The sequence below is a fragment of the Collinsella sp. TM04-29 genome, from assembly GCF_003466565.1.
Lineage (GTDB): Bacteria > Actinomycetota > Coriobacteriia > Coriobacteriales > Coriobacteriaceae > Collinsella.
In genome coordinates this window covers 28,716-53,982 of sequence record NZ_QSPW01000001.1, presented here as the reverse complement: position 1 = coordinate 53,982, position 25,267 = coordinate 28,716, and the positions used below count along the sequence as shown (strand labels likewise).

Genomic DNA, 25,267 nt, shown 5'->3' with positions numbered 1-25,267 from the left:
CGGGCTCCCCTCCGGGCGCTACTCGCCTACTCGCCGCTGGACGCGACCGTCTGGCCCTCGACGCCGTTAAATCCAAACAGCATATCGAGCGTCTGGATGTACCACGGTGCGTCCTTGCCGACCTCTTCGATCTCTTTGGCCACTTCACTGGCCTTCTTGGCGTTTGAGGACTTTTTGCTCGACGACGAATCCGAATCATCGTCCAGGCCCAGCACTTCAATCCTCTTCTCGCCGGGCATCGCCATGCCCAGTTCCCGTGCCCGATCCTTAATGCCCTCTTCCGAGAGCCACTTGTCAGTGTCTTTTTTCATCTCATCTTTGTATTGCTCGCGAATCTCGACCTGCTTGGCCAAGATGTCGTTCGAGCGTTTTGCAACGTACAGGTCGCGCACGGGGAAATACAGGCTCACGAGCGCCAGAGCCACCACGATACCGATAAACAGCGGACGCAGAGAGCCATGCGTAAAGTCATAGATTGCCTTGACCACCGCATTGTCGTTGGCGTAGCGCATAAAGTCCGAGCCCGAAAGACGGCTCGAAGGCCTGCTCGATTTGTCGTGTGCCTGAGTCGAGGGACGCGATGCATGCGACGAACGTGGCGGGCGCACCGGTCCATCTGCCGAAGTATTCGATTGAGCATTGGGGCGCGAGGTGCTTGTCGGGCGCTGCGCGGAGCGGTCGGCACCGGCGTAGGCGGACCCACCGAGCTGCACCGTGCGCGCACGGCGAGGCGACGGCTCACGCGAACCGACGGAATAGTACCTGTTGTCATAAATCTGATCCATGTGCGCCTTGTGCGGTTGAGGTTTGTTTGCGCTAAGTATTCTAGTTATAGCACGAGCACACGCAACGCCTTCGGCGGCCTTTGCTCGACATAAAAAAGGCGCTGAGCCATATGGCCCAGCGCCCATAGCGCTTTGCGACATCCAGCCAAGGCGGGGCGGAACCGAGTCAGCCCCGCCCCCGCACACGCCGCTGCCTAGCGAATGTTGTAGAACGCGGCCTTGCCGGCGTAGCGCGCGCTGCCCTCGAGCTCGTCCTCGATGCGAATGAGCTGGTTGTACTTGGCGATACGGTCGCTGCGGCACGGGGCGCCCGACTTGATCTGGCCGGCATTGACGCCCACGACCAGGTCGGCGATCGTGGAATCCTCGGTCTCGCCGGAGCGGTGACTCACGATGCAGGCGTAACCGGCCTCCTTGGCGGTCTCGATGGCCTCAAGCGACTCGGTGAGCGTGCCGATCTGATTGACCTTGACCAGGATCGCGTTGGCGGCACCCAGCTCGATGCCCTTCTTAAGGCGCTCGGTGTTGGTGACGAACAGGTCGTCGCCCACCAGCTGCACCTTGTTGCCAATGCGACGGGTGAGCTCAACCCAGCCGTCCCAGTCCTCCTCGGCCATGCCGTCCTCGATGGAGATGATGGGATAGGTGTCGACGAGCTTCTCCCAGTAATCGACCATCTGGGCGCTCGTGTACTCCACGCCCTCGCCCTTGAGCTCGTACATGCCGGTCTCGGCGTTGTAGAACTCGGTCGAGGCCGGGTCCATGGCGTACATGAAGTCGACGCCGGGCTTAAAGCCGGCCTTCTCCACGGCCTTGGTGATGTACTCGAACGGCTCGGCATTGGTCTTGAGGTTGGGCGCAAAGCCACCCTCGTCGCCCACGCCGCCGCCCAGGCCGGCCTCGTGCAGCACACCCTTGAGGGTGTGGTAGACCTCGGCGCACCAACGCAGGCCCTCGGCAAAGCTCGGGGCGCCCACCGGCATGATCATGAACTCCTGGAAGTCAACGTTATTGTCGGCATGGACGCCACCGTTGAGGATATTCATCATAGGCGTGGGCAGCAGGTGGGCGTTGACGCCGCCCAGGTACTGGTACAGCGACAGGCCCGCCGACTCGGCAGCGGCGCGGGCGACGGCCAGCGACACGCCCAGGATGGCGTTGGCACCGAGCTTGGTCTTGTTGGGGGTACCGTCCGCGGCAATCAGCGCGGCATCGACGGCGCGCTGGTCGAAGGCGTCGAGGCCCACGACGGCGTTAGCGCACTCGTTATTGACGTGCTCGACGGCCTGCGAAACGCCCTTGCCCAGATAGCGGCCCTTGTCGCCGTCGCGCAGCTCACATGCCTCAAAGGCGCCGGTCGAAGCACCCGAAGGCACCATTGCGCGGCCAAAGCTGCCGTCCTCGAGCACGACCTCGACCTCGACGGTGGGATTGCCGCGGCTGTCGAGCACCTCGCGACCGTAGACGTCCAAAATATCGCTCATGTTGTCTCCCTCTCACTTGGAAACGGGTTGAATGCTTGGCGACACGGCTTGCACGCTACAGCGGCGCGCAGGTTCATAAGTTAGCCTTATCGCACTTTTTGCATTATGCCCTAAGTTAGACAAGGGATACAATCTTTTTAAAAATAATAGGGGCGATGGGACAAGTCCGTCCCGTCGCCCCCGCAGTCTTACTCCTCTGCCTTTGCGGCATCCCAGAGGTCATTGAGGCCGTGGGTCGAAAGCTCGGCCAGATCCACGTGGGCGTCGGCCGCCATCTGCTCCATCGCGGCCCAGCGGCGGCGGAACTTTGCCGTACTGGCACGCAGGGCGCTCTCGGCGTCAATTCCCTCCTTGCGCGCAACGTTGACCAGGGCAAAGAGCAGGTCGCCAAACTCCATCTCGCGCTCGGGAGAACCGGGAGCCTCGGCCTCAAACTCGGCACGCTCCTCGGCAACCTCGTCCCACACGTCCTGGACCGTCTCCCACTCAAAGCCCACGGCAGCCGCCTTGCGCGACACCTTCTGAGCCTGCATCAGCGCCGGCAGGTGCGTGGGCACACCGTCGAGCAGACCCTCGGGTGCGGCCCCGACTGCCGCCACGGCCTGGTCTTTGGCGGCCTTCTCGGCAAGCTTGGCCTCGTCCCAAATCTTGAGCACCTCGTCGGAGTTGTCGGCATCCGCATCGCCAAACACGTGCGGGTGACGACGGATGAGCTTGGCGTCGATATCGCGCGCCACATCGGCCAGCGAAAACTCGCCGGCATCCGCCGCAATCTGCGCATGCAGTACGACCTGCATGAGCACGTCGCCCAACTCCTCGCGCAGGTGTGCCGCGTCGTCGGCCTCGATGCAGTCGAGCGCCTCGTAGGCTTCCTCGATCATGTTCTTGCCAATGCTGCGGTGCGTCTGCTCGCGGTCCCACGGGCAGCCGTCGGGCTGACGCAGGCGCCAGATGGTCTGCACCAGATGCTGCAGCTCGGCCGACGCGTCTACCAGCGTGGACAGGTCGCGCGAGCCCTCGGCATTTTGCTGAGCCAGCTGCTCTGCCATGGTTATTCCTCCTCCAGGATCACGTGACGGAACGCGCCGTCCTCGTAGATGCCATAGCTGTGCGTACCGTCCTTGGGAATGCTCACGCTGCCGGGGTTGAAGAGCCACAGGCCCGGGTGCGCCTCGCTTGCCTCGTTAACCTTGATGTGCGTGTGGCCGTAGACGAGCGCGGAGCCCTCGGGCAGCGCGGGCGCGTGATCAACGCTGTTATGCATGCCAGCGCCAAAGACGTGGCCGTGCGTCAGGAACAGTTCACGTCCGGTCTCGTCGAATAGTGTGGCGTAGTCAGCCATGACGGGGAAGTCGAGGACCATCTGGTCGACCTCGGCGTCGCAGTTGCCGCGCACCGCGATGATGCGGTCGGCCAGGGCGTTGAGCAGCGGAATCACGCGTTTGGGAGCGTAGTCGCGCGGCAGGTCGTTACGCGGGCCGTGGTAGAGCAGGTCGCCCAGCAGCACAATGCGGTCGGGCTGCTCGGACTCGATGGCGGCGACCAGGCGCTCGGTCCAGTATGCCGAGCCGTGAATGTCGGAAGCGATGAGGTATTTCATGGGAAGTCCTTTCGGAGTGGGGCTGATGTGGCCGGGCGCGAGATGTCGCCGGCCGCGCTATTCAAATCGCAGTGCCGAGGCTTGTGCCGCCTGCATCACGCGCTGGAGCGGCACGTTATGCTCGCGGGCAAGACGGGCGCAGTCCTCGTACTCGGGCGCCGCACGCTCACTGCCGTCGGGCAGGGTGGCTACTTTGACGGCCACCTCGCCCCAAGGCGTCGCTACCTGCTCAAAACGACGCGGCAGGCAAACGCGTTCCATCACCTGGCGACGAACGGCGTTGGTCGTGGTTTCCAAAAAGATAATCGTCTGCAGGCGTTCGATATCCTCATGCGAGCAGATCACCTGCAGCTGCCAGCCGGGGCGGCCTTTTTTGCAGTAGAGGGGCAGCCAGTGCACCTCGCGGGCGCCCGCCTCGCGCAGGCGGTCGGCGGCATAGGCGAGTACCTCGGGCGACGCATCGTCGATGTCGCACTCCAGCTTGACGATGGTTTCGGGCGCATCGGTCTCGCGGGACAGCGGAGATGTACTTCCACGTTGCATACGGTCCGGATCCTTTCCGCACGGGCTCGTTTTATTCACCCAAACGCTAGCACATCGAACGTGGCACAGGCGTGACTTTCGTCCGTCGTCGCCCTTGCCCCTATCCAAACATGTACGTCAGCCTCCAAACATGTCATTTTTTGTCGGTTTTGGAGGCTGACGTACACGTTTTGGAGCGGGCCGCACACGATCAAAATTGCGCCCGCATTCCGTCCACCACAAAGTTCGCCGCACTCAACAATTTTGAACTTTCTACGCAGTTCATCGGCTAAAAATTACCCTCGGCATACTTACCCGCTGCACGATGTTACTCTAGTTGCATTTGGCTAACTAAGCGGCTGCCGAGGACCCAGCCCGGCACCGTTACGGCATAGGAGGTTTCATGTTCGAGAAGCGGCTCTTCTCCCTGGTTCCGCAGGCAACGCCCTACATTATGGCAAGCGTCCTGTTTAAGTGGATCGCGCTCATGGCAAACATCACGGTGATGTGGATGCTTGCGCGCATCTTGGGCGGCATCGTCACGAACGGTCTTTCCGCCGCGCTCGCCGTCGATGCCCTCGCACAGGCGGCCCTGCCGCTCGCCGCCGCCATCATCGTGCGCGCCGCCTCCATCTACCTGGCCAAACGCGCCGGCGACAAGGCCGCGTTCGAGGCCGTCCGCCGCGTGCGCTCGCTCGTCTACGACAAGCTCACCGCACTCGGCCCCTCCTACACCGAAACCGCCCCCACCGCCGAGGCCGTCCAGACCAGCGTCGAGGGCGCCACGCAACTCCAGGTGTACTTTGGCGGTTACCTGCCGCAGCTCTTCTTTGCCGGCTTGACACCCATCACGCTGTTTGTACTGCTCGTGGGCCAGGCGGGTCTTCCCGCCGCGCTGCTGCTCGCCTGCGTTCCGGTCATCCCCGCCTCCATCATGATGGTCATGCGCAACGCCAAAAAGATCGGTGCCGAGTACTGGGGCAGCTATGTCGATCTGGGCGGCATGTTCCTGGAGGCCGTGCAGGGTCTCACCACCCTTAAGGTCTACCAGGCCGATCGCAGCTGGCACGAGCGCATCAACGCCGAGTCCGAGCGTTTCCGCACAGCGACCATGCGCCTGCTGGTGATGCAGCTGCGCTCCATTTGCGTTATGGACCTGGTCGTCTATATGGGCGCCGCGCTCGGCATTATCGTAGCCACGCTGCAGCTCGCCACGGGCAAGATTGGCTTTGAGGCTGCCTTCCTCATCGTCTTTCTGTCGCAGGAGTTCTTTTTGCCTATGCGCCGCCTGGGATCGCTGTTCCACACGGCCATGAACGGCATGGCCGCCTCGCGCCGCATGTTTGGCATTTTGGATACGCCCGAGCCCGAGCGCGGCGATGTTGAGCTTGACGGTCGCGGCAATATCGAGCTCGCGGGCGTGAGCTATGCATACGGCGACCGCACGGTGCTAGACAGCGCCAGCGCGACCATTGCACACGGCTCGCTCGTGGCACTCGTGGGCGAAAGCGGCGGCGGCAAGTCCACGCTCGCGGGGATTATCTCGGGCCGCAAGGGTGCCTACCGCGGCAGCGTGCGCATTGGCGGCGTTGAACTGCGCGATGCCACGGCCACCTCACTCATGCGCGCCGTCACGCTGGTGCCCACCAACGGCTACCTGTTTGCCGGCACCCTGCGCGACAACCTGCTGCTCGCCCAGCCCAACGCCACCGACGCCGAGCTTTTGCGCGCGCTCGGCCGCACGCGCGTGGCGGCCTTTGTGCAGGCCAACGGCGGGCTCGACATGGTGATTAACGAGGGCGGCACCAACCTTTCGGGTGGCCAGCGCCAGCGCGTGTGCATGGCACGCGCCCTGCTGCACGACTCGCCGATCTATGTGTTTGACGAGGCTACGAGCAACGTCGATGCCGCAAGCGAAGCCGCAATCGGCGAGGTCATTGCATCGCTCGCCGGCGGGCACACTGTAATTGTGGTGGCACACCGCCTGTCGACAATCGTGGACGCCGATCAGATTCTGGTGCTGGAGCGCGGTCGCATTGCCGAGCGCGGCACCCATGATGAGCTCCTATCGGGCGCGGGCACCTATGCGCGCATGTGGAACAGCCAGGAGCAGCTCTCGGCATATGCGTATGCGGAGGATGATGCTGAGGATGCCGGCGCGGTTGAGGCTGTTGGCGGCAGTACTGCCTGTACCGATAGCCACAACGGTGCCGGCTCGTCTTCCGCTACCGCGGCGCCTGACTCCGGCCGCGCCCGTCGCTCGGCGCCGTCCATCATGTGGCGCATGATGGGGCTCGTCCGACCGCTTGCCGGCTGGCTTGTGCTAGCCGTCGCGCTGGGCAGCATTGGCATGCTCACCGCCGCGTTCGTGCCGGCCTTTGGCGCCCTCGGCCTTATGGCCGCGCTGGGCCGCAACGCCTTGGGGCTTGGTCTTATCGCAGCATGTGCGGCCTGTGCCGCCTGCGGCATCGCACGCGGGCCGCTCCACTACGGCGAGCAGCTCTGCAACCATTACATCGCATTCCGTCTGCTCGCGCACATTCGCGACCTGGTGTTTGGCGCCCTGCGCCAGCTCGCCCCCGCCAAGCTCGAGGGCCGCGGTAAGGGCGAGCTCGTGAGCCTGGTCACCTCGGATATCGAGCTGCTCGAGGTCTTCTACGCGCACACCATCTCGCCCATTGCCATAGCTCTGGTCTGCACCGTTGTGTTTGAGGGCTTTTTGCTGGCTGTAAACCCCGAGCTCGCGGGCATCGCGCTCGTGGCCTACGCGGTCCTGGGCGTGCTGCTGCCCCTGACCTCGGCCAAGGCATGCGGCACCACCGGCCGCCAGAGCCGCGAGGGCGCCGGTAAGCTGGGTGCCTTTGTGCTCGACAGTCTGCGCGGCGCATCCGAGACTATCCAGTTTGCCGGTGGCGCCGATCGCAGCCGTGCCCTGGGCAAGCTGACCGAGCAAGTCGGCGCCGTGGACGCGCGCCTCAAGCGCCGCCAAGCGGCCAGCGAGGCCGTAGCCGATGCGCTTATTCTTGCGGCCAATCTGGTGATGCTCGGACGTGCGCTGCAGCTGGTGGCTGCAGGAACGATTAACTTTGCCGCAGCGTTTGTCGCCGTCTTTACCTTTGTGTCGTCGTTTGGCTCGGTGATGGCCGTGAGCCGCCTGGGTGCCTCACTGCAGGAGACGCTCGCCTCGGGCGCACGCGTGCTCGATTTGCTCGACGAGCAGCCCCAGTGCGCCGAGGTCGCCGACGGACAGGACGTTGAGTTTGCCGGCGCCGCAGCCGAGCATGTGAGCTTTAGTTATGCGGGCGGCGTGGACGCGGGCGGTGCGGGCGCCACGGAGCAGATCGCGAACGACACCGCTGCGAGTCTCATCCTCGACGCCGTGACCTGCACCTTTGCGCCCGGCACCATGACCTGCATCATGGGGCGCTCGGGCTCGGGCAAGTCGACGCTGCTTAAGCTGCTCATGCGTTTTTGGGACCCCGCAGCTGGCACCATCACGGTGAGCGGCGTCGATGCCCGCCACATCAACACGGCGAGCCTGCGCAGCCACGAGGCCTATATGACCCAGGACACACATCTGTTCTGCGGCACCGTACGCGAGAATCTGCTGATCGCGCACGCCAACGCCACCGATGCCGAGCTGCTCGATGCCTGCCGCTCCGCTTCGCTTACCGCCCTCATCGACCGTCTGCCGCAGGGACTCGACACGCCCGTTGCCGAGCTGGGCGACTCGCTTTCGGGCGGCGAGCGCCAGCGCATCGGCCTTGCGCGCATCTTCCTCAACGACGCGCCTTTCATCTTGCTCGACGAGCCCACCAGCGCACTTGACGCTCTCAACGAGGCAGCCGTAATGCAGGCCGTTGACGAGCTCAAGCGCCGCGGCAAGACCATTGTGCTCGTAAGCCACCGTGCCAGCACCTGCGCGTTTGCCGATTTCTCGCTTTCGGTCGAGCACGGGAGGCTGAGCTAATGGCACGCCCGGTCGACACACCGGAGCTGGCACGCAAACGTGAGCGCGAGGCCCAAATGGTGTCGCAGATGATCGCGTTGTGGTGCCGCGGGCATCATGGCGGTGGGCATGCGGTCGAACAGGCTGGCGACGATGAGTCCGTGCGCGTGAAGCTCGGCCTTCGGACCATTACGCTCTGCCCCGAATGCGCCGAGCTGCAGAAATACGCCATCGCGCGCATTGAGCACTGCCCGCACATGGGCACCAAGACATTTTGCTCGGCCTGTCCTTCGCATTGTTACCGGCCTGCCATGCGCGAGAAGATCCGCGAGGTCATGCGCTGGTCGGGACCGCGTATGATCCGCTATCGTCCCGTCACCGCCGTGCGGCACGCGATTATAACCGTGCAGTCCAAACGAGCGGCGACACGAAGCAAGTAGTCGCCGGCGCCGGCACGCGCTGCCCCGCCCCTCGCCCTCGTCTCAAACGTGTACGTCAGCCTCCAAACATGTCATTTTTTGCAGCTTTTGGAGGCTGACGTACACATTTTAGAGCGAGGCCGCACCGCGCGCCGCCCCGCCTTTCCACTCGATTTCGGCACCCGGCGTGCGCGGCGTGTTGAGAGCTGCACCATTACAATGGAGCGGATTCACCAAATGCAAAGGAGTCGCCATGCCCGCCTGCCCGCTGGTCGATTGCCATACCCACACCTCGTTCTCGGACGGGCACGCCTCGTTTGAGGACAACGTCCGTGCCGCCGCTGCTGCCGGATGCCGTGTCATGGTCTCGACCGACCACCTCACCCTGCCTGCCAGTATGGATGCTAACTGCGAGGTGCAGGTCGTCGAGGGCGACTTGCCGGCACATCGTTTGGCCTTTGAGGACGCCCGCAAACTCGCCGCGCAGATTGCGCCGGAGCTCACCTTTATCTACGGTTTTGAATGCGATTGGTACGAGGGCTGCGAGCCCTTGGTAGAGCACTGGTCCCAGGGCGCCGTCGTACGTCTGGGCAGCGTGCACTGGATTGGCAACCCGGGCGATATTGCGGCAGGCGCCGCGGGCACGGCAGGGACAGAGGACGTCGCGCGCCCCGATACACCCGATTCCCTTTGCGGTTGGATCGACGACGATACCAACCTGCATGTTTGGGAAAACTTAGGCGTGCGCGGCGTGTGGGAGTGCTACGTCGACGACTGGTGCCGTGCTTGCGAAAGCTCACTCAACTTTGACGCGATGGCCCATCCCGACCTGGTCATGCGCTTTTCGAAGGAAGGCTTTGCACCCGACTTTGACCCCGCGCCGTTTTGGAAGCAGATGGCCGAATGCGCCCACGATACGGGTCGCCGCGTTGAGGTCTCGACCGCCGCACCGCGCAAGGGGCTCGACGATTACTACCCCGCGACCGGGCTGTTGCGCCGCTTCGCCCATGCCGAGGTGCCGATCACTTTTGGCTCGGACGCGCACCGCGCCTGCGACATCTGCTGGAACATTCGCGAGGCTCAGGCCCACGCCTACGACTGCGGTTATCGAACCTTCGACATCCCCCACGCCACCAGCGAATGGGAGTCCACGCCCCTCGCCTAACTAGTCGTTTAAGAACGTCCCCAATGACTAGTGGCGGCGGGCGTTGAGTTCGCCGGCCAGCTCGTCGAGGGTAATGCCGTAGCGCTCGAGCGTCACGAGCAGGTGGTAGATCAGGTCGCCGGCCTCGTAGCGAATGTGATCGTGGTCGTTATCCTTGCAGGCCATGATCACCTCGCTCGCCTCCTCGGCAAGCTTCTTGAGCAGCTCGTCCTCGACGTCGGTCAGCAGACGCGCGGTATAGCTCTCCTGCGGCGATGCGTCGCGACGACCGTGAATCACCTCGGCCAGTCCCGTCAGCGTCTCACCGATGTTTCCCGGCTGCACGTTAGCTGTTCTGACTCCCATGGTTATTTCCTCTCGTTACTGCAGCGTAAAGTAGGTACCGGCCTCATCGAACCGAGGCTTTGCGCCCTTTTTCTCAAAGAACTCGACGATGACGGCATGGGCCTCATCGAGCCTTTCCTTCTGGGCCTCGAGCCAAAGCGACTGCGCCCCGCAGGCATCGGTCAGGTGCACGCGGCATGGCACGCCCGCGCGGAGGAGCTCGGTGTTGCAGTCGGCGACTTCGAACGGCGTCACGACCTTCATCGCGCTCCCCCTTCCACGCGCTTAAAGAAGCAGGTACGGTTGCCGGTATGGCAGGCCGGATCCGGCGAGTCGACCTTGACCAGCAGCGTATCGCTATCGCAGTCGGCCCAAAGCTCCTTGACCTCCTGCATGTTGCCGCTCGTCGCGCCCTTGTTCCAGAGCTCCTGGCGGCTGCGGCTCCAAAACCACGTGGTACCGGTCTTGAGCGTCAGCCCCACCGATTCCTCGTTCATCCAAGCAACCATAAGCACCTCACCGGTGTCATACTGCTGAACCACGCAAGGAATCAGCCCGCGGGCGTCGTACGTAAGTTTTGAAGGATCGGTTATCTCTTCCATTTCTCTCCCCAAATTCAAACTTCGCAGGTCGTCGAGGGCTGTCCAGGTGCCCGAGATTCCGAGCGACAGCCCGACGACGCGTACTTAAAGTACGCGAGGAGGGTTGGAGCCGGAAGGTCGGGCGCCTGGGCAAGCCGCAGCGCTAGAAGTCCAACCTGACAGGGATGCCTTGAGAGGCCATATACTCCTTCACCTGGCGAATGCTGAAGGTTCCAAAGTGAAAGACGCTGGCCGCCAGTACGGCGTCGGCTTCGCCCTCGATCACGCCCTCGGCAAAATGCTCGAGCGTGCCCACGCCGCCGCTCGCGATCACCGGGATCGGCACCGCGCGCGCCACGGCGCGGGTGAGTGCCAGGTCGAAGCCGGCCTTGGTGCCGTCGCGATCCATGCTGGTGAGCAAGATCTCACCGGCGCCGCGACGAGCCGCTTCCTCGGCCCACGCCGCCGCATCGATACCCGTGGCGTTGCGACCGCCCGCCGTGAAGACCTCCCACTTGTCGGCATCCGGCTGACCGGGCAGGCCCACGCGCTTGGCATCAATCGCCACGACCACGGCCTGGCTGCCAAACGCCGCGGCGGCCTGGCTGATCAACGACGGATCGCGCACGGCGGCAGAGTTAAGCGACACCTTGTCGGCACCGGCCGCCACCATGGTTCGCATGCCCGCAAGATCGCGAAAGCCACCGCCCACGGTGTAGGGAATGGCCAGCTCCTCGGCCGCATGCGCTGCCATCTCGATGGTCGTCGCACGGTTGTCGCTCGTGGCGGTGATGTCCAGGAACACGACCTCGTCCGCACCCTCGCGATCGTAAGCGCGGGCAAGCTCCACCGGATCGCCCGCATCGCGCAGGCTCACAAAGTTGACGCCCTTGACCACGCGGCCGTCCTTGACGTCTAGGCAGGGAATCACGCGCTTGGTAAGCATGGGCTACTCCTCCCCTCGGGCGGCGGCCAGCGCCTGCACCAGCGTAAAGTTGCCCTCGTAGAGCGCACGGCCGGTAATGGCGCATTCAATCGCGCCCTCGCCCACCGCGGCAAGCGCGCGAATATCGTCGAGTGTCGAGATGCCGCCCGAGGCGACGACGGGAAAACCCGCGACCTCGGCAACATGGCGATACGCCGCCACGTCGATGCCCGTCTGCATGCCATCGCGCGCGATATCGGTATACACCAGATGCTTAAAGCCCAGCTCAGAAAGCTGCGCCACAGCATCGTCGAGCGCCACGCCCGCGCCGTCGCGCCAACCGTTCACCTTGACCTGGCCATCGCGCGCGGCGATATCCGCTACCAGCAGCTCGCCAAAGCCCTGCGCCGCCACCTCGGCAAAACCCGGCTCGGTCACCAGTACGGTACCCAGTGCGATACGGCGTGCCCCGAAGCCAGCCAGCTCGTCGATGCGCGCGAGCGAGCGGACGCCGCCGCCCGCGTCCACGGACAGGCCGTCGACGCCGCAGATAGCCTTAATCGCCGCCGAGTTGGCAGCGCACGCGTCCTCGTCCTCGCCAAAGGCGGCGGACAGGTCGACGACGTGCACCCAGCTCGCGCCCTGCTCGGCAAACGAGCGGGCAACGGCCATGGGGTCGTCGGAATATACCTTGCAGCGGCTGCGGTCGCCGCGCTCCAGGCGCACGACCTTGCCGCCGATCAGATCGATTGCGGGAAACAGGATCATCGGCCAACCTCCTCGACGATGTTGACGAAGTTCTTAAGGATGCGCTGACCCAGCGCAGAGGATTTCTCGGGATGGAACTGGCAGCCCCACACGTTGCCGTGGTGCACAATGCACGGGAAGCTCCGCGTATAGTGCGTGCGCGCCAGCACATCGGCGGCATCGGCGTCGTCGGCCACCGCGTAGCTGTGGGTGAAGTACATGTTGGCACCCTCGGCAAAGCCGGCAAGCAGCGGATCGGCCGCACCGGCGGGCGTCATGTGCACCTGGTCCCACCCCACGTGCGGCACCTTCAGACGGCTCGACTCCAGGCGCGTGCACGAGCCGCGCATGATGCCCAGGCCATCGACCCAGGGGGCACCGGCCTGCCCGGAGGCGTCGTCGTCCGCGTCCGCGCCCTCGTCCGTAGGCACGCCCTCGTTGCCGCGCTCAAAAAATAGCTGAAGGCCCAGGCAGATGCCGAGCAGCGGAGTTCCGGCGGCAACGGCATCGAGCACGGCCACCTCCTCGCCGCTCTGACGCATAAAGGCGATCGCGTCATAGAACGCACCCACGCCCGGGATGACCAGGCCGTCGGCGTTGCGGATCTGCTCCGGATCGTCCGACGTGCAGGCGGCGGCACCGGCGCGCGCAAGCCCGCGCACGACGCTCGACAAGTTACCCTTGTGGTAGTCGACCACCACGATCTTCGGTTCGCCCACGCGACCCCTCCATTTCCCATCATCCAAAACCACCACAAAGGGGACAGGCATCTTCGTGGTGGTTTTACCCTTGTGACGGTTACAGCGAGCCCTTGGTGCTGGGGATGCCCTGCACGCGGGGATCGAGCTCGCAGGCGTGGCGCATCGTACGGCCCACGGCCTTAAAGGCGGCCTCGATAATGTGATGCGAGTTGCCGCCCGCCAGCTCGCGCACGTGCAGCGTGAGCTTGGCGTCGCGCGCAAAGGCATAGAAGAACTCGACGGCTAGCTCAGTATCGAAGCTACCCACGCGCTCGGTCGGCACGGGCAGCTCGCAATAGGCCTGGCCGCGACCCGAAATGTCCACGGCGGCCATCACGAGCGTCTCGTCCATGGCAATCGCCGCGTCGGCAAAGCGCGTAATACCCGCCTTGTCGCCCAGCGCGTGGCAAAACGCCTCGCCCAGCACAATGCCCGTGTCCTCGACGGTGTGGTGCGCGTCGACCTCAACGTCGCCCACCGCGTGCACCGTCAGATCGAACAGACCATGGCGGCCAAAGGCGTTGAGCATGTGGTCGAAAAACGGCACGCCGGTCGAGATATCGCACACGCCAGATCCGTCCAGGTCGAGCTTGACGACAATGTCGGTCTCCCCCGTCTTGCGGGTCACCTCGGCATAACGGCCCATCTACATCTCCTCCTTCACCAGCGCGGCAAACGCAGTCAGCACCTCGTCGTTTTCCCGCGGCGTACCCACGGTAATGCGCAGACAGCCCGCAAGCCCCGGCGCATAGCTAAAGTCGCGTACCAAAATCGAATACTCGTCGCGCAGACGCTCGCGCACGCGTGTGGCGTGCGGCGTGCGCACGAGCACAAAGTTCGCCGCGCTCGACCATGCCTCCACGGGCAGGCCATCGGCAGCCATTGCGCGCAGGGCGCACAGCTCGCGCTCGCGCTCGGATGCGACCTGCGCCACCACGGGCGTGTAGGCATTACGGGCACGCACGCAGGCAAGCGCCGCCGCCTGGCTCAGCACATTGACCGAATAGATCTGGCGAATCGCCGCGAACACGTCGATGACTTCGGGTGCCGCGATCACGTAACCCAGACGCGTACCGGCAGCGCCAAACGCCTTGGACAACGTATGCAGAATCACCAGGTTGGGATGTTCGGCGATAAGTCCCTGCGCCGTGGTGGCCGCGCCAAACGAATCGTCGGCAAACTCAACGTAGGCCTCGTCGACCATGACCATGCCGGGGCACGCATCGCACAGCGCCGCGACAAAGTCGAGCGGTGCCACGTCACCCGTGGGGTTATTGGGCGAGGTCACGATGGCCAGGTTGCACTCGGGTGCCGCCGCAAGCACGGCTGCCTGGTCGAGCTCAAAGGTCGCCGGGTCGCGCCACACATCGCGCACCTCGGTCTGGCACAGAGACGCAAAGAAGGCATACTCGCTAAAGCACGGCGGGCAGTTGAGCAGGGTCCTCCCCGCGCCACCAAACGCCAGCAGATAGTTATAGAGCAGCTCGTCGCCGCCGTTTCCCACGCAGACATTCTCGCGCGTCACGCCATGCCGGGCAGCAAGCTCGTCGCGCAGGTCGTTCGACATGGGATCGGGATAGCGGTTGAGCGGTGTGGCAGCCAGGGCCGCATCAACCGCCTCGCGCACGCCGACGGGCACGGGATAGGTGTTCTCGTTGGCCGAAAGATTGATGCGCGTGGGCGTAAAGTTAGGATTGTAGGGCTCAATGCCGGCCAGATAGGGCTGGACGAGCTCCTTCATGCGCGGCGTGAGTTCGGCCATATTAGACCTCCTCGCCGGTCACGCCGGCAACATCCGCGCTTGCAGCCGCCAGGTTCACTCCCTCGGCAACCGTCTCCACGGCGTCGCCCGGCCAGGCAACCTTGGTCAGGTCGGCCGCGGCGAGCGACTCGGCGCTCACGGCACCCTCGCCCTGCTCCAGCACGCGGCGACGCAGTGCGGCCGAAAGCGCGTGTGCCCACAGCCCCTCGGCCTCGGCTAGACGCTGTGTGGCGGGAGCGTCCGAGAGCAGGCCCTCGGGTGTATAGCAAATGACACTCGAGCGCTTGACGAACTCTTCGACCGAAAGCGGGTTAGAGAACATGGCCGTGCCGCCGGTCGGCAACGTGTGGTTGGGGCCGGCAACATAATCGCCGAGCGGCTCGGAGCTCCAAGCGCCCACAAAGATGGCGCCGGCGTTGCGAATGCCGCCGAGCAGGCCCATCGCATCCTTGCAGTGCAGCTCAAGGTGCTCGGGCGCCACGGTGTTCACGGCCTCGACGGCGGCAGCCATGTCGGCGGCTACCACGATGGCGCCTTCGTTATCGAGCGAGGCGCGTGTGATCTCGGCGCGCGGGGACTGCGCCACCAGAATGTCGACACCCGCCTCGACCTCGCGCGCAAACTGCTCGTCGCAGGTCACCAGATAGCAGGCCGCCAGCGGATCGTGCTCGGCCTGGGCCATCAGGTCGGCCGCGACTACCATGGGCTTGGCCGTGGTATCGGCCAACACGCAAACCTCGGAGGGACCGGCGACCATATCGATACCCACATCACCCGAGACAATCTGCTTGGCAGCGGCGACAAAGGCGTTACCCGGGCCGGTAATCTTGTCGACACGCGGAATGGTCTCAGTACCGTACGCCAGCGCGGCCACGGCCTGGGCGCCGCCCACCATATAGATCTCGTCCACGCCGCCGAGCTTGGCGGCCGCGAGCGTATACGGGCTAATCAGTCCATCCTTTTGCGGCGGGGTTACCATGACCACGCGTTTGACGCCGGCCACCTTGGCGGGAATGGCGTTCATGAGCACGGTGGAGGGGTACTGCGCGCGACCGCCCGGCACGTAGATGCCAGCCGCAGCAAGCGGAGTCACCTTGACGCCGAGCATCGTGCCGTCCGGACGCGTGGTAAACCAGCTCTGCTCGACCTCGCGCTGGTGAAACTCGCGAATCTGACGCGCGGCCTTCTCGAGCGCGGCGACAAAAGCGGGGTCGAGGCCTTCGAGCGCGGCATCGATCTGCTCTTGCGGCAGACGGAAGCTCTGCAGCTCAACGCCGTCAAAACGCTGACAGTAATCGCGCACCGCGGCATCGCCGTTGGCGCGCACGTTGGCCACGATATCGCGGGCGGCGTCGACGATGTTTTGCGGCAGCACGCCTTTGCGGTTGAGCTGGTTGGTAACGAGGCGCTCACCGGGAGCAAGCTTGATAGTCTTCATATCGGTATCCCCTATCGGTCGAGGTTTTGTTCGAAAAACGAGAGACCGGGCGGCGGCGTCAGTCGGCCCGCCGCCCGGACGTTGGGGCGCCCGTGCGTGCTCGCGCTATTGTGCCGAGCCCGCAACGGGCTCAAAATGCTTGTCCTTCACGGCTGCCGCCAAGCGATCTGCCAGATTGCGTACGCGCGGATCCAGGCGCGCGGCGCCCGGGTTGACAAAGAAGCGGGCAGTGCAGTCCATGATGCGGCCGGTGATGACCAGGTCGTTGTCGCGCAGCGTGGCACCCGTGGCGGTAATATCCACGATGCGATCGGTCATGCCGACGATGGGGCCCAGCTCGATGTTACCGTGCAGCGAAACGATGTCGACATTCACGCCGCGCTCGGCATACCAGGCACTCGCGATGCGCGGGTACTTGGTTGCCACGCGAAGCGACCCGCGGCGGGCATAGTTGCGCTCGGCCTGGCCAGCACGCCACGCGGGCTCCGCCTCGATAAAGGTGCACAGGCCGTAGCCCAAATCGACCAGCTGCAGCAGGTTGAGGTCGGCCTCGATGAGCGAGTCCCAACCGCAGATGCCGCAATCGGCACCACCGCAGCCCACAAAGGCAGGCGCATCGCTGGGACGCACGATGACAAACTCGATATCGCCGACCGCGCCCTCGCCGGCACGTGTGTCGCGGCCGCGCACGATCAGGTGACGGCCGGGGTCGCGCAGCTCAGAGACGTCCAAGCCCGCGGCCTCGAGCACGTCGAGCGTGTCGGCCTTAAGCGAGCCCTTGGGCACGGCGATGCGCAGCGGGCCCTCGGCGCCACGGCCCGCGGCATGGTCGCCATCGGAAGCGGCATCCTCGGCCGAGGTGCGCGCGGCCTCCAGGCGCTCGAGCGAAAAGGCGAAGCCCGCCGCCGGCACCTCGATACCGACGCCAAATGCGCCGGTAAAGATGGAGTCATAGCGTCCGCCCGAACCGACCGGATCGGGCAAGCCGCCGGCATAGGCCTTAAAGACCAGGCCCGTGTAGTAATCGAAAGAGTTCATGATAGAGAAGTCGAACGACAGCACCTGGGCGTCCTCGGGTGCCAGGCCCTCGACCAGGGCACGCAGCTCGCGCGTCAGCGGCGCGACGATACCGGCGGCCTCCAGCAGCGCGTCCACGCGGTCGAGTACCTCGGCACCGCCGTGCAGACGCGGCAGCTCGCTAATGGCGGCCTTGACGGCATCGGACTCGACGCTTGCCGCCACGTGGGCATCGAGGCCCACAAAGTCGTTGGCGTGCACGCAGCGCAAGGCCTCGGCGGCCAGCTCGCGATCCTCGCACGCCGCGAGCAGCTCCTTAAACGGACGCACGCTACCTGCGATAATGCGCGCATCGGGCAGCGCCAGCTTGCGCACCGCCTCGGCCACGAGCGAGACAATCTCGACATCGCCCGCGGTGTCGCCCGCACCGATAAGCTCAAAGCCCAGCTGTGTAAACTGGCGCGAGCCGCCGGCATTGCGCTGGTACTCACGAACCACCGGCGCCTCGTAGCGCAGGCGTAGGGGCAGGTCGGCCGCGCGCATGCGGGTCGAAACCAGACGCACGATCGGCAATGTGTTGTCGGGACGGACCACCAGCAGGCGACCGTCGTCATCAAAGAGCTTAAACGGCGTGTCCGCAATGCGGCCGCCTTCCTCGAGCGAACCCTTGTCCTCGAGCAGCGGCGTCTCGACCGGAAGGTAATGATGCTCCCTGAAGCAGCCCTTCACCGTCAGCGCAATCTCCTCGCGCGCCTGAGCCTCCTCGGGCAATATGTCCCGGAATCCCCACGGTGTGGCCGTCATCTGGTGAGCCTCCTCATGCTGTGTTTCATATAGAGCAGAAGACCGGCATAGCTCCGCCGGTCTTCTGGGTACTTTAGCATACTAGAGTGCTTGCGGGGAAAATCCGTCGCAGCCGCTCACACCGTATTCATTTGGAAACATTGGAGCGGATTGCCCGCGGCCCGCCTCTACAGCGAAGGGCATCGACAGTCCATCCGAAAAAACGTCCGAGCTCCCGCTCGCTCAGCGGAAGAGTTTACAGACGAGGGCCGGGGAGGCGTGCTTTGTTTTGAGAAGTGGGCTTCGCGAACTTCTCAAAACAAAGCAGGCGCCCCAGCCCCGGCAATGCATTTCAGGCTGACCAAAGTTAGATATGCGGTCTCCGGGGCAGCATCAGCAAAGTCCCCATTACATAAAAAATATCAGCCCCCGCAGATCGAAACGGTCGAGAGGGCCTTGCCCGGCGGGGTGGCTTTGTCTGGGGAAGTTCGCGAAGCCCACTTCCCCAGACAAAGCCACCCCGCCGGGCAAGGCCCCAGCGCGAGACCGTCCCGGATGCCTACCTACTCGTTGTCGCCGGCAGTAAGCTGCGTTGCGGAGAGCGCGCCGTCGGCTGCTGTTGCGGCTGCGGCGTCGGGCCAGACCCAGTCGGTGAAGGCCGGGTGATCGTAGCCCTCATCGCACGCGAACTCGAAGGCCTCGGTGCGGAATGCCTCCCACTTATCAATCTGCTCCGCAAACTTATCGGCGTCGACCAGGCGCAGCACGTCGGCGGCCAGTGCCCAGCGGTCCATGTTGTTCAGGCGCAGCATGTCGAACGGCGTTGTCGTGGAGCCTTTCTCCTCGTAGCCGTGGACGCGGAAGGCATCGTGGCCGGGGCGGTTCCAAATCAGACGGCGAATCGTGCCGGCATAAGCGTGGAACGCGAAGAGGACGGGCTTCTCGCCGCAGCCGAACAGCTCAGCCCAGCGCTCGTCGCTGAGAGCCTGGTCGTTCTCGCAGACGTTCTGGATCTTGAGCAGGTCGACCACGTTGACGAACCATACCTTGATGCCCAGCTCGCGCAGCATGTCGGTTGCAGCCAGAGCCTCAAGCGTCGGCACGTCACCGCAGGTGGCGACCACGACGTCGGCCTCGGCGAGCGAATCGGCGGTCGATGCCCACTCCCAGGTCGCAACGCCCTCGGCGAGCTCCGCCTTGGCCTCGTCGACCGTCTGGAAGGTCGGAGCAGGCTGCTTGCCGCAGAAGATGGCGTTGACGCAGTCAGTGGACTGGTAGACGCGCTCGGCCACGGCGAGAGCCATGTTGGCGTCGGCCGGATAGTAGGCGTTTACGACGTGCGTGTCGTTGGCCTTGTTGAGCAGCAGGTCGATAAAGCCGGGGTCCTGATGCGAGAAGCCGTTGTGGTCCTGACGCCAGACGTGGCTCGACAGCAAAATGTTAAGGCCGCTGATGGGGGCACGCCACGGAATCTCGCGCTTGGTAGCCTCGAGCCACTTGCAGTGCTGGTTGACCATGGAGTCGACCACATGGACAAAGCTCTCGTAGGAGCTCCACACGCCGGAACGGCCAGTGAGCACGTAGGCCTCGAGGAAGCCCTCGCATTGGTGCTCGGACAGCTGCTCGACGACCTTACCGGAGCCTGCCAGCAGCTCGTCGTTGGCCTCGTCCTCGTAGAAGCCGGCGTCCCACTGCTTCTTGGTTACCTTGTAGGCGGCCTGCAGGCGGTTAGACGCGGTCTCGTCGGGACCGAAGATGCGGAAGTCGTCCATGTTCTTGGCCAGAACGTCGGCGGTGTACTCACCAAAGACGCGAGCGGCCTCGGTGGAACCCCAGCCGTGACCCTTTTCGGCAACGGGAATCTCGTGGGCATGAATATCGGGGAGTTCGAGCTCGCGGCGCACCTTGCCGCCGTTCGCGTTGGGATTGGCGCCGATACGCAGCTCGCCAGTCGGCATAAAGGCCGTCACCTCGGGGCGCACCTGGCCCTCGGGCGTAAAGAGCTCCTCGGGCTTGTAGGAACGCAGCCACTCGCGCAGCACGCGGAAGTGCTCGTGGGTGTCCTTGGCACTCGCCAGCGGCACCTGATGCGCGCGCCAGGAGTCCTCGGTCTTCTTGCCGTCGATGTGCTTGGGGCAAGTCCAGCCCTTGGGCGTACGGAACACAATCATGGGGTAGGCCGGGCGGACCACGGTCTCGCCTGCGGCGGCCTGGGCCTGCGCGGTGACCTTGATGTCACAGATCTCGTCAAAGACCTGCTCAAACAGGGCAGCGAAACGCGCATGAATGCTTGCGTGGCTCTCGTCGTCAAAGCCGGCGACAAAGAAGTGCGGCTTATAGCCCATGCCCTCAAAGAACTTGGTGAGCTCCTCATCGGACACGCGGGCGAGGATGGTGGGGTTGGCGATCTTGTAGCCGTTGAGGTGCAGGATCGGCAAAACGATACCGTCGGTTGCCGGGTTCACGAGCTTGTTGGATTGCCAAGAGGTCGCGAGCGGGCCGGTCTCGGACTCGCCGTCGCCCACCACGGCCACGGCCAACAGGCTCGGGTTGTCCATGACGGCACCGTAAGCGTGGCTGAGCGTGTAGCCGAGCTCGCCGCCCTCGTGGATGGAACCGGGCGTCTCGGGCGCAAAGTGGCTCGGGATGCCGCCGGGATAGGAGAACTGGCGGAAGAACTTCTGCAGGCCTGCCTCGTCATTGGTGATGTCGGGGCGAATCTCGCGGTAGGTGCCGTCGAGCAGCGACTGAGCAGTACCGGCGGGGCCACCGTGACCAGGGCCCATCAAGAAGATAGCATTCTGGTTGTGGTCGGCGATCAGTCGATTGACGTGACCGAACAGGAAGTTGATGCCGGGCGTGGTGCCCCAGTGGCCAACCAGGCGGTGCTTAACGTCCGGACGACCGAAGTCGCGCACCTCACCGGTTTTCTCGTCGACAAAGTCGGGGCGCATTAGCGGGTTAGAGCGAAGGTAGATCTGACCGACGGACAGATAGTTCGATGCGCGCCAATACAGGTCGACGCCCTCGAGCTCGGAAGCCGGCACCTCGTGGCCCAGCTTTTGCCACGGCGTCCCCAGTGTTTTAGCCATTGTTTATGTCCCTTCGCTGTGCGGTCACCCTCCAATACGGCAACCTTTCGTTGGGACCAGTATATTTGCTAAAACGTTTTATCATGGTGAAAAAACGTTTTACCACCCTTATCAATCCCATCGATTAGCAAAACGCGACATTCACCTGCGGCGTTGATTGTCACAGGTGCTCCACATTCGGTCTCTGCAAATTGGTAAACGTGTTTAGTTGTGTTTAGTAAGCTCGAGCACGCTGTCCTTAACGATAAGCTCCGGCTCCAGAACGACCTCTTCGGCACGCCTGCCGCCCCTACCGGCAAGACGCTTGGACATGCAGCCAAAAGCATGCTCCGCAAGGACACCAGGGTCCTGCTCAATCGCGGTCAGTGCCGGCTCAAAGAGAACGTCGGCCGCCGAGTTGTCATAGCTCACCACCGAGATATCGCCCGGGATGCTCTTCCCCATCTCGTGCAAGCGCTTGAGCAAACCGAGGGCAATGTTATCCGAGCTTGCGAACACGGCAGTGGCGTCAGTTGCGAGCACTGCCTCCGAGGCCTCGTATGCGCTCGGAATGTAGTACTCGCTCTCAAACTCCAAACGCGCGTCGATCGGCAGGCCAACCTCGCGCAGCGCGCGCTCATAGCCGGCAAGTCGCTTGCGACCCGTATTGGAACGGCGGGCATTAACCAGGCAGGCAATACGGCGGTGGCCTTGCTCGATCAGATAGCGGGTGGCCATATAGCCGCCCATCTCGTGGTCGAACATCACCTTGTCGCACTCGAGCCCCTCAATGGCACGGTCGACCATTACGGCCGGGATGGGCAGGTGGCTGACCTCTTCGCGCAGGGCGCGGTCATCGGAGAACTCGTCACCCACCACCAGGAAGACGCCATCAACGCCGCGCGTCACCAGCTGGCGCAGCAGCTCCAGATCGTCATCGGCGCTTCCGCCCGAGCTGGTAATGAAGAGCGCATAGCCGTCCTCGCGGCAGCGCTTTTCCAGGCTACCGGCGAGCGAGGCAAAAAAGCGGCTCTCGATGTTAGGGACGATAAGGCCCAGCGTGCGCGACTCGCGCATGACCAGGCTGCGCGCAATCTGGTTGGGAACATAGTGGTTGCGCGCCGCGACCTCTTTGATGAGCTTGCGGTTTTCTTCCGAGATGCGACAGGGCCGATTATTGAGAACAAGCGAGACCGACGAGGGGGAAAGCCCCACCTCCTGGGCGATCTGCTTGAGGGTGACTTTGTTGGCCATCTCGCTCCTTCCGGGTTTACGCGCAATCTCTTGAAAGTATAGCGACTACCCCTCTACCTCGGTGATAAACACTTTACCAATCCGGTGGACGGCTGTTTTATCGCCGCCAGCGCACCAAATCCGTCCGGGTGGGGTATATTGCAATCGATTGATGACAACGACCACCAAAAGGCGGATATTCGTATGCACGAGAACGATTTTTTTAACGAGGACCTGCTGTGCGCGCTCGCTGGCGTTGCCGGCGAGGACAACGTGCTGATGAGCGAGCCCATGCGCGAGCACACCACGTTTAAGATCGGCGGTCCGGCCGACGTCTTTGTCACGCCCGATACTGAGCAGGGCCTCGTCGCCACGCTCGATACCTGCTATCGCTGCAATCTACCACTCACCATCGTGGGCAACGGCTCCGACTTGCTCGTCGGCGACAAGGGCATCCGCGGCGTCGTCGTAGCGCTGGGCGAGGGCCTCTCCGACATTACGGTCGACGGCACGCACGTCACGGCGGCAGCCGGCGCCTTGCTTTCCGATGTCGCAGCCGCGGCAGCCGAGGCCGGCCTTACCGGCATGGAGCCCATCTCGGGCATTCCCGGATCGGTCGGCGGTGCCTGCTACATGAACGCCGGAGCATACGGCGCTTGCATGGCCGATGTGCTGGAGTCCGTGCGCGTCTACAAGCCCGCCCGCATGCTCGACGACGGCACCCGCGGTAGCGGCAGCATTATTGAGTTCGATGTCGATGAGCTCAACCTGGGCTATCGCAAGAGCCGCATTGCCGACGACGGTTTCGTCGTGCTTTCGGCCACTTTCAATCTCGCCCCGGGCAACGCCGCGATGATCAAGGCCGACATGGACGACTACCGCCAGCGCCGCAAGGACAAGCAGCCGCTCGACATGCCGAGTGCCGGCTCCACCTTCAAGCGCCCCGAGGGCTACTTTGCCGGCAAGCTCATCATGGACGCCGGCCTGCGAGGACACGCCATCGGCGGCGCGCAGGTGAGCGAAAAGCACTGCGGCTTCATCGTCAACGCCGACCACGCCACCGCCGCCGATGTCGACGAACTCATCCGCCACATCCAAACAACCGTCAAAGACCAATTCGACGTAGACCTCGAACCCGAAGTCCACCGAGTCGGCGAATTCCTCTAAAAAAGAAGGCCCCGAAAGGGGCCTTCACTTTCTTTTATTCAGACAACCAATCCGGTGCGTAGCGCCCCGAACCCGAGAGGGCCGCGTGCCCGCCCGCAATATATTTGATTGATCGCGAGTTCCGCACGCAAAGAAGGCCACTTAATGTGGCCTTCGTCTTGCGCAGGACTGCCCGAGCAGGCAATCAAATATATTGCGGGCGGGCACGCGGCCCAGTCGGCTTTACGACAGCGCAATACCGCCAAGCCAGCCCCAACGCACGCCAGAGCCAGTACCATAAAAGCTAATGAACGAATCAAGCGACTTAGACGTAATGGCGCCCTCGTTGCTCATTACGATGCCGCCGCCAACGTAGATACCCACATGACCGTAGATAAGGCCCGGAGCACCCGTGCCGCTGTGCGAGGAATCGGCCACGATCATGCCCACCTGCAGCGCCGAGCGGTCGGAGCTATAGCACCAGGCGTTGAACATGTCACACGCGTTGCCGCCAAAATAGCCCACGCCGGCATTGCGGAAGACATTGGTAACCCACGCCGCGCACCAGTTCTGACCCGGCGAAGGCGTGGAGTAGCACGCGTTGACGACGGCCTGCTGCTTGCCCGAGCCGGCATTCTGCTGCGGAGTTCCGGGCGCATACGATCCACCGCCCGAGCTCGAACCACCCGAGTAGGAATTGTTCTTGTTCGCGGCGGCCGCGGCAGCGGCGGCCTTCCTAGCGGCCTCCTCGGCCTGGGCGGCAGCGAGAATCTCGGAATCGCGCTGAGCCATGAGCTCCTTGACGTCGTCGGAAAGACCGTTCAGCACGGTCTGGACTTCTTGCTGCTTGGCCTGCATATCCTGCATCTGAGCCGTCTGCTGGTCCTTGAGTTTCTCCAGGTTGGCCTTTTGTGCTTCGAGCTCGGTCTTCTGCGCGTCGAGCTCAGCCTGAATCGTCTGGATATCCTCGATGGCATCGCGGTCGCTCTTGTTGATCTTCTCAACGTAATGCGCGTTGGCGACGAGTTCCTCAAACGAGCCAGAGGCCAGCAGCAGCGACAGGATGTTCGTACCGCCGGACTTGTAGCTGGCGGCCACGCGATCGGAAAGGTCGTTGCGCTTCTTCTTGAGCTCGGCCTTCTTTTCATCGATCTGGGCCTGCGTGTCGTCAATCTTGCCCTGGACATTCTCGATGTCGTTGAGGGTCTGGGCATTCTTGTTGGCCAGCGCCGCATACTCATTTGCGATGCTGTCGAGCTGGGCCTGAACCTCGTCGAGTTGGGCCTGGGCGGCATTCAATTTATCGGTGGTTTCTTTGGAAGCCTCCGCCGCATGGGCGCGAGTGGGCAGGCCAAAAAGAACTGCCGCAGAAGCGGCGCCGAACAGGGCCTTAAGGGCAGTGCGGCGCGAGAGCTCCTGGGAAAGGATGGAATCGCTGTTTGGTGACATATGTACTCCGTTACATGCTTATTTATATGTCGCTCAACTCATACATATTAGCGTACATATGGCGCGTCCCAACGATTTCCACGAACGGCAGGAAACTACAAGGTCGGCGGCTCGTAAGCAATTGTCA

22 protein-coding genes are annotated in these 25,267 nt (G+C 63.7%); 4 read left to right on the top strand and 18 right to left on the bottom strand.

The window, feature by feature from the left end; translation table 11 throughout:
- Positions 1-26: 26 nt before the first annotated feature.
- From DXD39_RS10275 to larC, 5 genes are all read right to left on the bottom strand, one after another.
- Positions 27-785 carry a septum formation initiator family protein gene (locus tag DXD39_RS10275; RefSeq protein WP_233503122.1) on the bottom strand — a complete coding sequence of 253 codons (759 nt, stop codon included), beginning with the start codon at positions 783-785 and terminating at the stop codon, positions 27-29.
- A gap of 194 nt (positions 786-979) precedes the next feature.
- On the bottom strand, positions 980-2,269 hold the full coding sequence (gene eno / locus DXD39_RS00205) for a phosphopyruvate hydratase (protein WP_117564903.1): 1,290 nt from the start codon (positions 2,267-2,269) through the stop codon (positions 980-982).
- Between the two features lie 188 nt (positions 2,270-2,457).
- Positions 2,458-3,318: a nucleoside triphosphate pyrophosphohydrolase gene (gene mazG, locus DXD39_RS00200; protein WP_117802782.1), complete on the bottom strand. Its 861-nt coding sequence runs from the start codon at positions 3,316-3,318 to the stop codon at positions 2,458-2,460.
- A gap of 2 nt (positions 3,319-3,320) precedes the next feature.
- Entirely contained in the window at positions 3,321-3,869 is a 549-nt protein-coding gene (yfcE, locus tag DXD39_RS00195) for a phosphodiesterase (RefSeq protein WP_117646212.1), read from the bottom strand.
- 57 nt (positions 3,870-3,926) lie between these two features.
- Positions 3,927-4,412 carry a nickel insertion protein gene (gene larC, locus DXD39_RS00190; RefSeq protein WP_117785985.1) on the bottom strand — a complete coding sequence of 162 codons (486 nt, stop codon included), beginning with the start codon at positions 4,410-4,412 and terminating at the stop codon, positions 3,927-3,929.
- A gap of 382 nt (positions 4,413-4,794) precedes the next feature.
- Here larC and DXD39_RS00185 point away from each other — a divergent pair, with 382 nt between their 5' ends.
- The 3 genes from DXD39_RS00185 to DXD39_RS00175 all read left to right on the top strand — a co-directional run bounded on the left by DXD39_RS00185 (position 4,795) and on the right by DXD39_RS00175 (position 9,924).
- Positions 4,795-8,361: an ATP-binding cassette domain-containing protein gene (locus tag DXD39_RS00185; protein WP_117802781.1), complete on the top strand. Its 3,567-nt coding sequence runs from the start codon at positions 4,795-4,797 to the stop codon at positions 8,359-8,361.
- Positions 8,361-8,780 carry a nitrous oxide-stimulated promoter family protein gene (locus tag DXD39_RS00180; RefSeq protein ID WP_117802780.1) on the top strand — a complete coding sequence of 140 codons (420 nt, stop codon included), beginning with the start codon at positions 8,361-8,363 and terminating at the stop codon, positions 8,778-8,780. Before DXD39_RS00185 ends, DXD39_RS00180 begins: the two co-directional genes overlap by 1 nt.
- 232 nt (positions 8,781-9,012) lie before the next feature.
- On the top strand, positions 9,013-9,924 hold the full coding sequence (locus DXD39_RS00175) for a PHP domain-containing protein (RefSeq protein WP_117802779.1): 912 nt from the start codon (positions 9,013-9,015) through the stop codon (positions 9,922-9,924).
- A gap of 27 nt (positions 9,925-9,951) precedes the next feature.
- On the opposite strand, the gene hisE is transcribed toward DXD39_RS00175, so the two are convergent.
- The 12 genes from hisE to DXD39_RS00115 form a co-directional block, all read right to left on the bottom strand.
- On the bottom strand, positions 9,952-10,269 hold the full coding sequence (gene hisE, locus DXD39_RS00170; RefSeq protein WP_117583614.1) for a phosphoribosyl-ATP diphosphatase: 318 nt from the start codon (positions 10,267-10,269) through the stop codon (positions 9,952-9,954).
- 15 nt (positions 10,270-10,284) lie between these two features.
- The gene (locus DXD39_RS00165; protein WP_117802778.1) at positions 10,285-10,512 is read right to left on the bottom strand and encodes a hypothetical protein; all 228 of its coding nucleotides are present in this window, start codon (positions 10,510-10,512) and stop codon (positions 10,285-10,287) included.
- A complete protein-coding gene (hisI, locus tag DXD39_RS00160) occupies positions 10,509-10,850 on the bottom strand; it encodes a phosphoribosyl-AMP cyclohydrolase (protein ID WP_117802777.1) in 342 nt (113 codons plus the stop codon). Before hisI ends, DXD39_RS00165 begins: the two co-directional genes overlap by 4 nt.
- A gap of 142 nt (positions 10,851-10,992) precedes the next feature.
- A complete protein-coding gene (hisF, locus tag DXD39_RS00155) occupies positions 10,993-11,775 on the bottom strand; it encodes an imidazole glycerol phosphate synthase subunit HisF (RefSeq protein ID WP_117802776.1) in 783 nt (260 codons plus the stop codon).
- 3 nt (positions 11,776-11,778) lie between these two features.
- On the bottom strand, positions 11,779-12,522 hold the full coding sequence (locus DXD39_RS00150) for a HisA/HisF-related TIM barrel protein (protein WP_117802775.1): 744 nt from the start codon (positions 12,520-12,522) through the stop codon (positions 11,779-11,781).
- On the bottom strand, positions 12,519-13,220 hold the full coding sequence (locus DXD39_RS00145; protein ID WP_233541061.1) for an imidazole glycerol phosphate synthase subunit HisH: 702 nt from the start codon (positions 13,218-13,220) through the stop codon (positions 12,519-12,521). The genes DXD39_RS00150 and DXD39_RS00145 overlap by 4 nt, the downstream gene beginning before the upstream one ends.
- A 79-nt stretch (positions 13,221-13,299) precedes the next feature.
- Complete coding sequence (gene hisB, locus DXD39_RS00140; protein WP_117802773.1) at positions 13,300-13,887, bottom strand: imidazoleglycerol-phosphate dehydratase HisB; 588 nt, start codon at positions 13,885-13,887, stop codon at positions 13,300-13,302.
- The gene (gene hisC, locus DXD39_RS00135) at positions 13,888-15,003 is read right to left on the bottom strand and encodes a histidinol-phosphate transaminase (RefSeq protein WP_117802772.1); all 1,116 of its coding nucleotides are present in this window, start codon (positions 15,001-15,003) and stop codon (positions 13,888-13,890) included.
- Position 15,004: 1 nt separating this feature from the next.
- Positions 15,005-16,441 carry a histidinol dehydrogenase gene (hisD, locus tag DXD39_RS00130; RefSeq protein WP_117802771.1) on the bottom strand — a complete coding sequence of 479 codons (1,437 nt, stop codon included), beginning with the start codon at positions 16,439-16,441 and terminating at the stop codon, positions 15,005-15,007.
- Between the two features lie 105 nt (positions 16,442-16,546).
- Entirely contained in the window at positions 16,547-18,262 is a 1,716-nt protein-coding gene (hisG, locus tag DXD39_RS00125; protein ID WP_117802770.1) for an ATP phosphoribosyltransferase, read from the bottom strand.
- 542 nt (positions 18,263-18,804) lie between these two features.
- Positions 18,805-21,333 (bottom strand): phosphoketolase, encoded by a 2,529-nt coding sequence (locus DXD39_RS00120; RefSeq protein WP_117802769.1) that lies wholly within the window; start codon positions 21,331-21,333, stop codon positions 18,805-18,807.
- A gap of 204 nt (positions 21,334-21,537) precedes the next feature.
- Complete coding sequence (locus tag DXD39_RS00115; protein ID WP_089573627.1) at positions 21,538-22,566, bottom strand: LacI family DNA-binding transcriptional regulator; 1,029 nt, start codon at positions 22,564-22,566, stop codon at positions 21,538-21,540.
- A 183-nt stretch (positions 22,567-22,749) separates the two neighbouring features.
- On the opposite strand from DXD39_RS00115, the gene murB reads away from it, so the two are divergent.
- On the top strand, positions 22,750-23,712 hold the full coding sequence (gene murB / locus DXD39_RS00110; RefSeq protein WP_117802768.1) for a UDP-N-acetylmuramate dehydrogenase: 963 nt from the start codon (positions 22,750-22,752) through the stop codon (positions 23,710-23,712).
- A gap of 222 nt (positions 23,713-23,934) precedes the next feature.
- Here the strand turns inward: murB and DXD39_RS00105 are convergent, their stop codons facing one another.
- Positions 23,935-25,140, bottom strand: a complete 1,206-nt coding sequence (locus tag DXD39_RS00105; protein ID WP_117564857.1) for a hypothetical protein — start codon at positions 25,138-25,140, stop codon at positions 23,935-23,937.
- Positions 25,141-25,267 lie beyond the last annotated feature (127 nt).

Bases quoted from the DNA above. Each gene is read 5' to 3' on its own strand.
- DXD39_RS00165 (WP_117802778.1), bottom strand. From the start codon at position 10,512: ATGAAGGTCGTGACGCCGTTCGAAGTCGCCGACTGCAACACCGAGCTC.
- hisD (WP_117802771.1), bottom strand. From the start codon at position 16,441: ATGAAGACTATCAAGCTTGCTCCCGGTGAGCGCCTCGTTACCAACCAG.
- DXD39_RS10275 (WP_233503122.1), bottom strand. From the start codon at position 785: ATGGATCAGATTTATGACAACAGGTACTATTCCGTCGGTTCGCGTGAG.
- mazG (WP_117802782.1), bottom strand. From the start codon at position 3,318: ATGGCAGAGCAGCTGGCTCAGCAAAATGCCGAGGGCTCGCGCGACCTG.
- hisI (WP_117802777.1), bottom strand. From the start codon at position 10,850: ATGGAAGAGATAACCGATCCTTCAAAACTTACGTACGACGCCCGCGGG.
- DXD39_RS00115 (WP_089573627.1), bottom strand. From the start codon at position 22,566: ATGGCCAACAAAGTCACCCTCAAGCAGATCGCCCAGGAGGTGGGGCTT.
- hisE (WP_117583614.1), bottom strand. From the start codon at position 10,269: ATGGGAGTCAGAACAGCTAACGTGCAGCCGGGAAACATCGGTGAGACG.
- hisF (WP_117802776.1), bottom strand. From the start codon at position 11,775: ATGCTTACCAAGCGCGTGATTCCCTGCCTAGACGTCAAGGACGGCCGC.
- DXD39_RS00120 (WP_117802769.1), bottom strand. From the start codon at position 21,333: ATGGCTAAAACACTGGGGACGCCGTGGCAAAAGCTGGGCCACGAGGTG.
- yfcE (WP_117646212.1), bottom strand. From the start codon at position 3,869: ATGAAATACCTCATCGCTTCCGACATTCACGGCTCGGCATACTGGACC.
- hisG (WP_117802770.1), bottom strand. From the start codon at position 18,262: ATGACGGCCACACCGTGGGGATTCCGGGACATATTGCCCGAGGAGGCT.
- DXD39_RS00180 (WP_117802780.1), top strand. From the start codon at position 8,361: ATGGCACGCCCGGTCGACACACCGGAGCTGGCACGCAAACGTGAGCGC.
- DXD39_RS00185 (WP_117802781.1), top strand. From the start codon at position 4,795: ATGTTCGAGAAGCGGCTCTTCTCCCTGGTTCCGCAGGCAACGCCCTAC.
- hisC (WP_117802772.1), bottom strand. From the start codon at position 15,003: ATGGCCGAACTCACGCCGCGCATGAAGGAGCTCGTCCAGCCCTATCTG.
- larC (WP_117785985.1), bottom strand. From the start codon at position 4,412: ATGCAACGTGGAAGTACATCTCCGCTGTCCCGCGAGACCGATGCGCCC.
- eno (WP_117564903.1), bottom strand. From the start codon at position 2,269: ATGAGCGATATTTTGGACGTCTACGGTCGCGAGGTGCTCGACAGCCGC.
- DXD39_RS00175 (WP_117802779.1), top strand. From the start codon at position 9,013: ATGCCCGCCTGCCCGCTGGTCGATTGCCATACCCACACCTCGTTCTCG.
- DXD39_RS00150 (WP_117802775.1), bottom strand. From the start codon at position 12,522: ATGATCCTGTTTCCCGCAATCGATCTGATCGGCGGCAAGGTCGTGCGC.
- DXD39_RS00105 (WP_117564857.1), bottom strand. From the start codon at position 25,140: ATGTCACCAAACAGCGATTCCATCCTTTCCCAGGAGCTCTCGCGCCGC.
- murB (WP_117802768.1), top strand. From the start codon at position 22,750: ATGCACGAGAACGATTTTTTTAACGAGGACCTGCTGTGCGCGCTCGCT.
- hisB (WP_117802773.1), bottom strand. From the start codon at position 13,887: ATGGGCCGTTATGCCGAGGTGACCCGCAAGACGGGGGAGACCGACATT.